This window comes from Agromyces sp. NDB4Y10 (assembly GCF_001620055.1).
In the GTDB taxonomy this organism is placed as follows: Bacteria; Actinomycetota; Actinomycetes; order Actinomycetales; family Microbacteriaceae; genus Agromyces; species Agromyces indicus.
Map to the genome: position 1 here is coordinate 1 of NZ_LQGY01000036.1, position 6109 is coordinate 6109.

8 protein-coding genes and 1 pseudogene are annotated in these 6109 nt (G+C 72.1%); 1 reads left to right on the forward strand and 8 read right to left on the reverse strand.

What is annotated here, in order from left to right; all coding sequences use genetic code 11:
* The 8 genes and pseudogenes from AVP42_RS09695 to rplU all read right to left on the reverse strand — a co-directional run.
* Positions 1-228, reverse strand: a pseudogene (locus AVP42_RS09695) (hypothetical protein); the annotation flags it as partial.
* Entirely contained in the window at positions 225-824 is a 600-nt protein-coding gene (gene nadD, locus AVP42_RS09700) for a nicotinate-nucleotide adenylyltransferase (protein ID WP_082847147.1), read from the reverse strand. The pseudogene AVP42_RS09695 and the gene nadD, both read right to left, overlap by 4 nt.
* Positions 825-840: 16 nt before the next feature.
* Positions 841-1062, reverse strand: coding sequence for a hypothetical protein (locus AVP42_RS09705; protein ID WP_067948495.1), 222 nt, complete (start codon positions 1060-1062; stop codon positions 841-843).
* Positions 1063-1149: 87 nt separating this feature from the next.
* A complete protein-coding gene (locus AVP42_RS09710; protein ID WP_082847148.1) occupies positions 1150-2445 on the reverse strand; it encodes a glutamate-5-semialdehyde dehydrogenase in 1296 nt (431 codons plus the stop codon).
* A 47-nt stretch (positions 2446-2492) separates the two neighbouring features.
* Positions 2493-3284, reverse strand: a complete 792-nt coding sequence (proB, locus tag AVP42_RS09715; protein ID WP_067948497.1) for a glutamate 5-kinase — start codon at positions 3282-3284, stop codon at positions 2493-2495.
* Complete coding sequence (gene obgE, locus AVP42_RS09720; protein ID WP_067948499.1) at positions 3281-4813, reverse strand: GTPase ObgE; 1533 nt, start codon at positions 4811-4813, stop codon at positions 3281-3283. The genes proB and obgE overlap by 4 nt, the downstream gene beginning before the upstream one ends.
* A 68-nt stretch (positions 4814-4881) precedes the next feature.
* Positions 4882-5139, reverse strand: coding sequence for a 50S ribosomal protein L27 (gene rpmA, locus AVP42_RS09725; RefSeq protein ID WP_067948501.1), 258 nt, complete (start codon positions 5137-5139; stop codon positions 4882-4884).
* Positions 5140-5160: 21 nt separating this feature from the next.
* Positions 5161-5469 carry a 50S ribosomal protein L21 gene (gene rplU, locus AVP42_RS09730; RefSeq protein ID WP_067948503.1) on the reverse strand — a complete coding sequence of 103 codons (309 nt, stop codon included), beginning with the start codon at positions 5467-5469 and terminating at the stop codon, positions 5161-5163.
* Between the two features lie 243 nt (positions 5470-5712).
* On the opposite strand from rplU, the gene AVP42_RS09735 reads away from it, so the two are divergent.
* Positions 5713-5994, forward strand: a complete 282-nt coding sequence (locus tag AVP42_RS09735; RefSeq protein WP_067948505.1) for a DUF4031 domain-containing protein — start codon at positions 5713-5715, stop codon at positions 5992-5994.
* Positions 5995-6109 lie beyond the last annotated feature (115 nt).

The following is a 6109-nucleotide window of genomic DNA, read 5'->3' on the forward strand; positions in this document are numbered from 1 at the left end:
CATGGGTCCGCGGGCGGGCGCTCCCCCGTACCCGCCGGGCTGCGGCGCGCCCGACGTGGCGGGCTGCGGCACGCGCGGCTGCTGCGGGTACGGCTGCGAGGCGGGCGGCGGCGCGGGTGCGGCATCCGTCGACTGGGCCGCGGCGGCTTCGGAACGCTGCTGCTCGGCCAGGCGCTCGCGCTCGCGGATCTCGCGACGCGTGAGCGGCGGTTCCTGCGACGACGTCATTCGACACTCCGGGAGAGGTGGTGCTTGGAGATGTACTGGACGACCCCGTCAGGCACCAGATACCACACCGGGAAGCCCCGGCGCGTCCGATCCCGGCAGTCCGTCGACGAGATCGCCAGCGCCGGTACTTCGAGCAAGCTTACGTCCTGCTCAGGCAATCCCGAAACGGACAGCACGTGTCCCGGGCGACTCACAGCCACGAAATGCGCCAGCGACCAGAGCTCCTCGACGTCCTTCCAGGACAGGATCTGGGCGATCGCGTCGGCTCCCGAGATGAAGAAGAGGTCGGCGTCGGGGCGCTCGGCGCGCATGTCGCGCAGGGTGTCGATCGTGTAGGTCGGCTTCTGCCGGTCGATGTCGACCCGGCTGACGGTGAACCGCGGGTTCGAGGCCGTGGCGATCACGGTCATGAGGTACCGGTGCTCGGCCGGCGTCACGACCTCTTTGTAGTAGGGCCGCCCGGTCGGCACGAACACGACCTCGTCGAGGTCGAACGACTGCGCGACCTCGCTCGCCGCCACGAGGTGACCGTGGTGGATGGGATCGAAGGTGCCGCCCATCACGCCGATGCGTGGTCGGCGCGATTCGGTCGCCATGGCCGTTCCGACGACCTCAGTGACCGCCGTGCTCGCCTCCCGCGTGGCGCGCGGCGTACGCGGCGGCCTTGGCGCGGTGACGGTTCGCCACGTCGCGGTAGGAGTACGTGACGGCGCCGAGTGCGAAGAAGATCACGAGCGTGATGATGCCGTAGACGAAGGGCTCGAACGGGAGCTCCCGTGCGAACTCGGTCTCGGTGAACACCGTGTTCGTCAGCACTGCCGTCGCAAGGCTCATCGCCGTTCCTCCAGGTCTCGCGGATGTCGCTCCGGACAGTCTACCGGTCGGAACGCGGTCGTCCGACCCGAGCCGGGCACCGGCGCGTCAGGCGCGCGCGTGCCCCGCGCCGCGCACGATCCACTTGGTGCTCGTGAGCTCCGGCAGGCCCATGGGTCCGCGCGCGTGCAGCTTCTGCGTCGAGATGCCGACCTCCGCACCGAAGCCGAACTCGGCGCCGTCGGTGAAGCGGGTCGAGGCGTTGACCATGACGGCCGCCGCGTCCACCTCCTCGAGGAACCGCTCGGCATTGCCGAGGTCGTTCGTGATGATCGACTCGGTGTGCTTCGTCGAGTATCGCCGGATGTGCTCGAGCGCCTCGTCGAGCGAGTCCACGATGCCGACGGAGAGGTCGAGGCTCATGTGCTCCGTCGCCCAGTCCTCCTCGGTCGTGGGCACGGCGGAGGGGTGCAGCTCGCGCACGCGCTCGTCGCCGTGCACCGTCACGCCCGACGCCTCGAGGCGTTCCAGCACGGGCGGAAGCAGCCGCGCCGCGGCATCCGAGTGCACCAGGAGCGTCTCGAGCGCGTTGCACACGCTGGGCCGCTGCACCTTGGCGTTGTGGACCAGGTCGACCGACCAGTCCTCGCGCGCGCTCGCGTCGAGGAACATGTGGACCACGCCGGCGCCCGTCTCGATGACGGGCACCGTGGCCTCGTCGACGACCGCGCGGATCAGCGCGGCGCTCCCGCGCGGGATGAGGACGTCAACGTGGTCGCGGGCGCGCATGAGGTGGCGTGCGCCCTCGCGACCGTAGTCGTCGACCGTCTGCACGGCGTCGCCGGGCAGGCCCGAGCTCGAGATCGCGTCGCGCAGCACCTCGACGAGCACGGCGTTGGTGCGCTCGGCGGCCGAGCCGCCACGCAGCGCCACGGCGTTGCCGCTCTTCAACGCCAGCGCCGCGATGTCGACCGTGACGTTCGGGCGCGCCTCGTAGATCGCGCCCACGACGCCGAGGGGAACGCGGACCTGCTCGATCCGGACGCCGTTCGGCAGGGTGCGCCCGCTCACCGTCTCGCCCACGGGGTCGGTGAGGGCCACGACGTCGAGCACGGCGTCGGCGATCGCCCCGATGCGCCGCTCGTCGAGGGTGAGCCGATCGAGGAGCCCGGTGCTGAGACCGGACCGGCGTCCGGCGTCGAGGTCGGCGGCGTTCGCGGCGACGATCTCGTCGACGCGGGCCCGCAGCCGTTCCGCGATGGCCGTCAGCGCGGCGTCCTTCTCGGCGGTGGTCGCGCGAGCGAGCCGGCGCGACGCCTCCTTCGCGGCGGCGAGCCGCCCGTCGAGGACGGACGCGAGGTTCGACTCGAGATCGATGGCGCGGTCGGGGCGGACGTCGGTCATGCGGCCAAGCCTAGTTCGCGATGGGGCGTGCGACCGCCCGTGTGACGTCAGCGCGCGGCCGGCTCGAACCAGGTGCCGACACGGGCTCCGGTGAGCGCGTCGGCCACGAGCGAGGTGGCCGTGACGAGCACGCCGGTGCCGGATGCCGCGGCGATCCGCGCGGCGGACACCTTGGTCTCCGCTCCCCCGGTGCCGACGCCCGCGCGCCCGATCGAGCCGATCTCCACGCCGGCGAGCTCGTCGCCGTACGCGACGTGCGGGATCGGCTCGGCGCCCTCGAGGTGCGGCGGCCGGGTGTACAGCGCGTCGACGTCGGAGAGCAGCACGAGCAGGTCGGCGCCGATGAGCTCGGCGACCATGGCCGCGAGGCGGTCGTTGTCGCCGAAGCGGATCTCGTGGGTGGCGACCGTGTCGTTCTCGTTGACGATCGGCATGATCCGGAGGCCGAGGAGGCGTTCCATCGCCCGCTGGGCGTTCAGCCGGTGGGTGTCGTTCTCGAGGTCGCCCGCGGTGAGCAGCACCTGCCCCGCGACGATCCCGAACCGGCGCAGCGACTCCTGGTAGCGGTAGATGAGGATGTTCTGCCCGACGGAGGCGGCCGCCTGCTGCGTCGCGAGGTCGTCGGGGCGGGCGTCGAGCCGGAGGTACGGCATGCCGGTCGCGATCGCGCCGGACGAGACGAGGACGACCTCCGCGCCGCGCTCGTGCGAGTTCGCGAGGGCGTCCACGAGGGGGGCGATCTGTCCGACGTTCTCGCCCGAGATCGAGGAGGACCCGACCTTCACCACGATCCGCCGGGCCTCAGCCACGCGGTCGCGCGTGAGCGGCTCGTGCGTCATCCGCGCTCCTCGTCCTCGGCGTCCTCGCCCGCGCCTCCCGTCCAGAGGCCGGCCTCGCGCTCGCGCTCCAGCTCGGCACGGGCCTCGGCCTTCGCGTCCATGCGCTCGTGGTACTCGCCCCGGCGCTCGGCGCGCGTGGCGCGCCGGTTGTCGTCGAGGCGGATGTCGCTGCCGCGCGGCGACGTGATGAGCTCGGCCGTCGAGGTGAGCGTGGGCTCCCAGTCGAACACCACGCCGGAGCCCGGACCGATGACCACGGTGGAGCCGGCGACCGCGCCGGCGCGCACGAGCTCGTCCTCCACGCCGAGGCGGGCGAGCCGGTCGGCGAGGTAGCCGACGGCCTCGTCGTTCGTGAAGTCGGTCTGCGCGACCCACCGCTCGGGCTTCGCGCCGAGCACGCGGTAGATCGTGCCGTAGCTCCCGCCCTCGGGCTTCACCACGAACCCGGCGTCGTGCACGGGCTTCGGGCGGAGCACGATGCGCGGCGGCGCCGGGGCGGCCGCGGCATCCGCTCGCGCGCGGTCGACGATCTCGCCGAGCGCGAAGCCCAGCTGGCGCAGGCCCTCGTGGCTCACCGTGGAGATCTCGAAGACGCGGTAGCCGCGCGACTCGAGCTCGGGGCGGACGAACTCGGCGAGCTCGCGCGCCTCGGGCACGTCGATCTTGTTGAGGGCGACGAGCTGCGGGCGCTCGAGCAGCGGCGTCTGGCCCTCGGGCACCTCGTACGCCTCGAGCTCGCGGAGGATGACCTCGAGGTCGGAGACCGGGTCGCGCCCCGGCTCGAGCGTGGCGCAGTCGAGCACGTGCAGCAGCGCCGAGCAGCGCTCGACGTGGCGGAGGAACTCGAGCCCGAGCCCCTTGCCCTCGCTCGCGCCTTCGATGAGCCCGGGCACGTCGGCGACCGTGAACCGGTGGTCGCCGGCCTGGACCACGCCGAGGTTCGGGTGCAGCGTGGTGAACGGGTAATCGGCGATCTTGGGCCGTGCGGCGGACATCGCCGCGATCAGGCTCGACTTGCCCGCGGAGGGGAAGCCCACCAGCGCGACGTCCGCGATCGTCTTCAGCTCGAGGGTGACCTCGCCCTCGAAGCCCGGGGTGCCGAGCAGCGCGAAGCCGGGCGCCTTGCGCTTCTGCGAGGCGAGCGCGGCGTTGCCCAGCCCGCCCTGGCCGCCGGGGGCGACCACGAAGCGCATGCCGGGCTCGGTGAGGTCGGCGAGCTCGGTGCCGTCGGCGTCCTTCACGACCGTGCCGACGGGGACGGGCAGCTCGAGCGGCTCGCCGGTCGCGCCGGAGCGGTTGTCGCCCATGCCGGGCTGGCCGTTCTCGGAGGACCGGTGCGGTCGCCCGTGGTAGGCGAGGAGGGTGGTCACCTGCGAGTCGGCGACGAGGACGATGTCGCCGCCGTCACCGCCGTTGCCGCCGTCGGGGCCGGCGAGCGGCTTGAACTTCTCGCGGCGCACCGACACGCAGCCGTTGCCGCCGTGTCCGGCGCGCAGGAACAGCCGGACCTGGTCGACGAAGCTCACCATGCCGCTGCCCTCCTCTCAGGAAACACGTGAGGGCGAGCCGAAGCCCGCCCTCACGAAACCGATCCCGCTTACGCGTCGACCGAAACGATGTTCACGACCTTGCGGCCGCCCTTGTTGCCGAACTCGACCGCACCCGCCTCGAGGGCGAAGAGCGTGTCGTCGCCGCCGCGGCCCACGCCCGCACCGGGGTGGAAGTGGGTGCCGCGCTGGCGGACGAGGATCTCGCCCGCCGAGACGACCTGGCCGCCGAAGCGCTTCACACCGAGGCGCTTGGCGTTCGAGTCACGACCGTTGCGAGTGGAGCTCGCACCCTTCTTGTGTGCCATTGTCCCTGTCTCCTCTGGCCGTTACTTGATGCCGGTGATCTTGACGCGCGTGAGCTCCTGACGGTGGCCCTGGCGCTTCTTGTAGCCGGTCTTGTTCTTGAACTTCTGAATGACGATCTTCGGACCGCGCAGGTCGTTCAGGACCTCGGCCGTGACCGTGACCTTGGCGAGCGACTCGGCGTCGGAGGTGATCGAGTCGCCGTCGACGAGGAGGACGGGCGTGAGCTGCACGTTGCCGTCCTTGTCGGCCTTGATCCGGTCCATCGTCACGATGGTGCCGACCTCGACCTTCTCCTGCCGACCACCGGCGCGCACTACTGCGTAAACCACTTCTCGTACCTATCTCCAGGGAGCCATGCGGCTCCGCCTAACTGATGGGATGTCACTGCGCGGATGACCCCAGCGGGAAGGAGGGTCGTCACTGCCAGAAAACTGTGCGTGCCCACCGGGATAAGCGGCGGCACCAACGGTCGAGTTTACACGGATGCCGCGGGGCCGGTCAAACGCGCGCCACCCCGCGTGTCCCGGCCCGGTCGGAGGGGCGCCGCGCTCCCCCGGCGTACACTCGGCGCCATGGCCGTGCTCATCGACCCGCCGCTGTGGCCCAAGCACGGCACCGTCTGGTCGCACCTCGTCAGCGACAGCTCGATCGACGAGCTCGTCGCCTTCGCGGAGCGCAACGGGATTCCCGCCCGCGGCTTCGACCTCGACCACTACGACGTGCCCGCCGAGCGGTACGACGAGCTCGTCGCCGCGGGCGCCGAGCCGGTGCCCGCTCGCGAGCTCGTGCGCCGGCTCCGCGCGAGCGGGCTCCGGGTCACGCCCCGCGAGCGGCGCCGCTCAGTCGGACGCTGAGCCGCCCTCGCCGTCGGGCCGGGTGATCACGGGCGGCGCGCCCGCGGGGCTCAGCGCCGCCGTGGAGACGCGACGACTCCGCGACCGCGCGCGGCCCTCGCCGGGCTGCTTGGGC

Coding starts and splice junctions, on each gene's coding strand:
- obgE (WP_067948499.1), bottom strand. CDS start 4,813: ATGGTGAGCTTCGTCGACCAGGTCCGGCTGTTCCTGCGCGCCGGACAC.
- nadD (WP_082847147.1), bottom strand. CDS start 824: ATGGCGACCGAATCGCGCCGACCACGCATCGGCGTGATGGGCGGCACC.
- rpmA (WP_067948501.1), bottom strand. CDS start 5,139: ATGGCACACAAGAAGGGTGCGAGCTCCACTCGCAACGGTCGTGACTCG.
- AVP42_RS09705 (WP_067948495.1), bottom strand. CDS start 1,062: ATGAGCCTTGCGACGGCAGTGCTGACGAACACGGTGTTCACCGAGACC.
- AVP42_RS09735 (WP_067948505.1), top strand. CDS start 5,713: ATGGCCGTGCTCATCGACCCGCCGCTGTGGCCCAAGCACGGCACCGTC.
- proB (WP_067948497.1), bottom strand. CDS start 3,284: ATGACGCACGAGCCGCTCACGCGCGACCGCGTGGCTGAGGCCCGGCGG.
- AVP42_RS09710 (WP_082847148.1), bottom strand. CDS start 2,445: ATGACCGACGTCCGCCCCGACCGCGCCATCGATCTCGAGTCGAACCTC.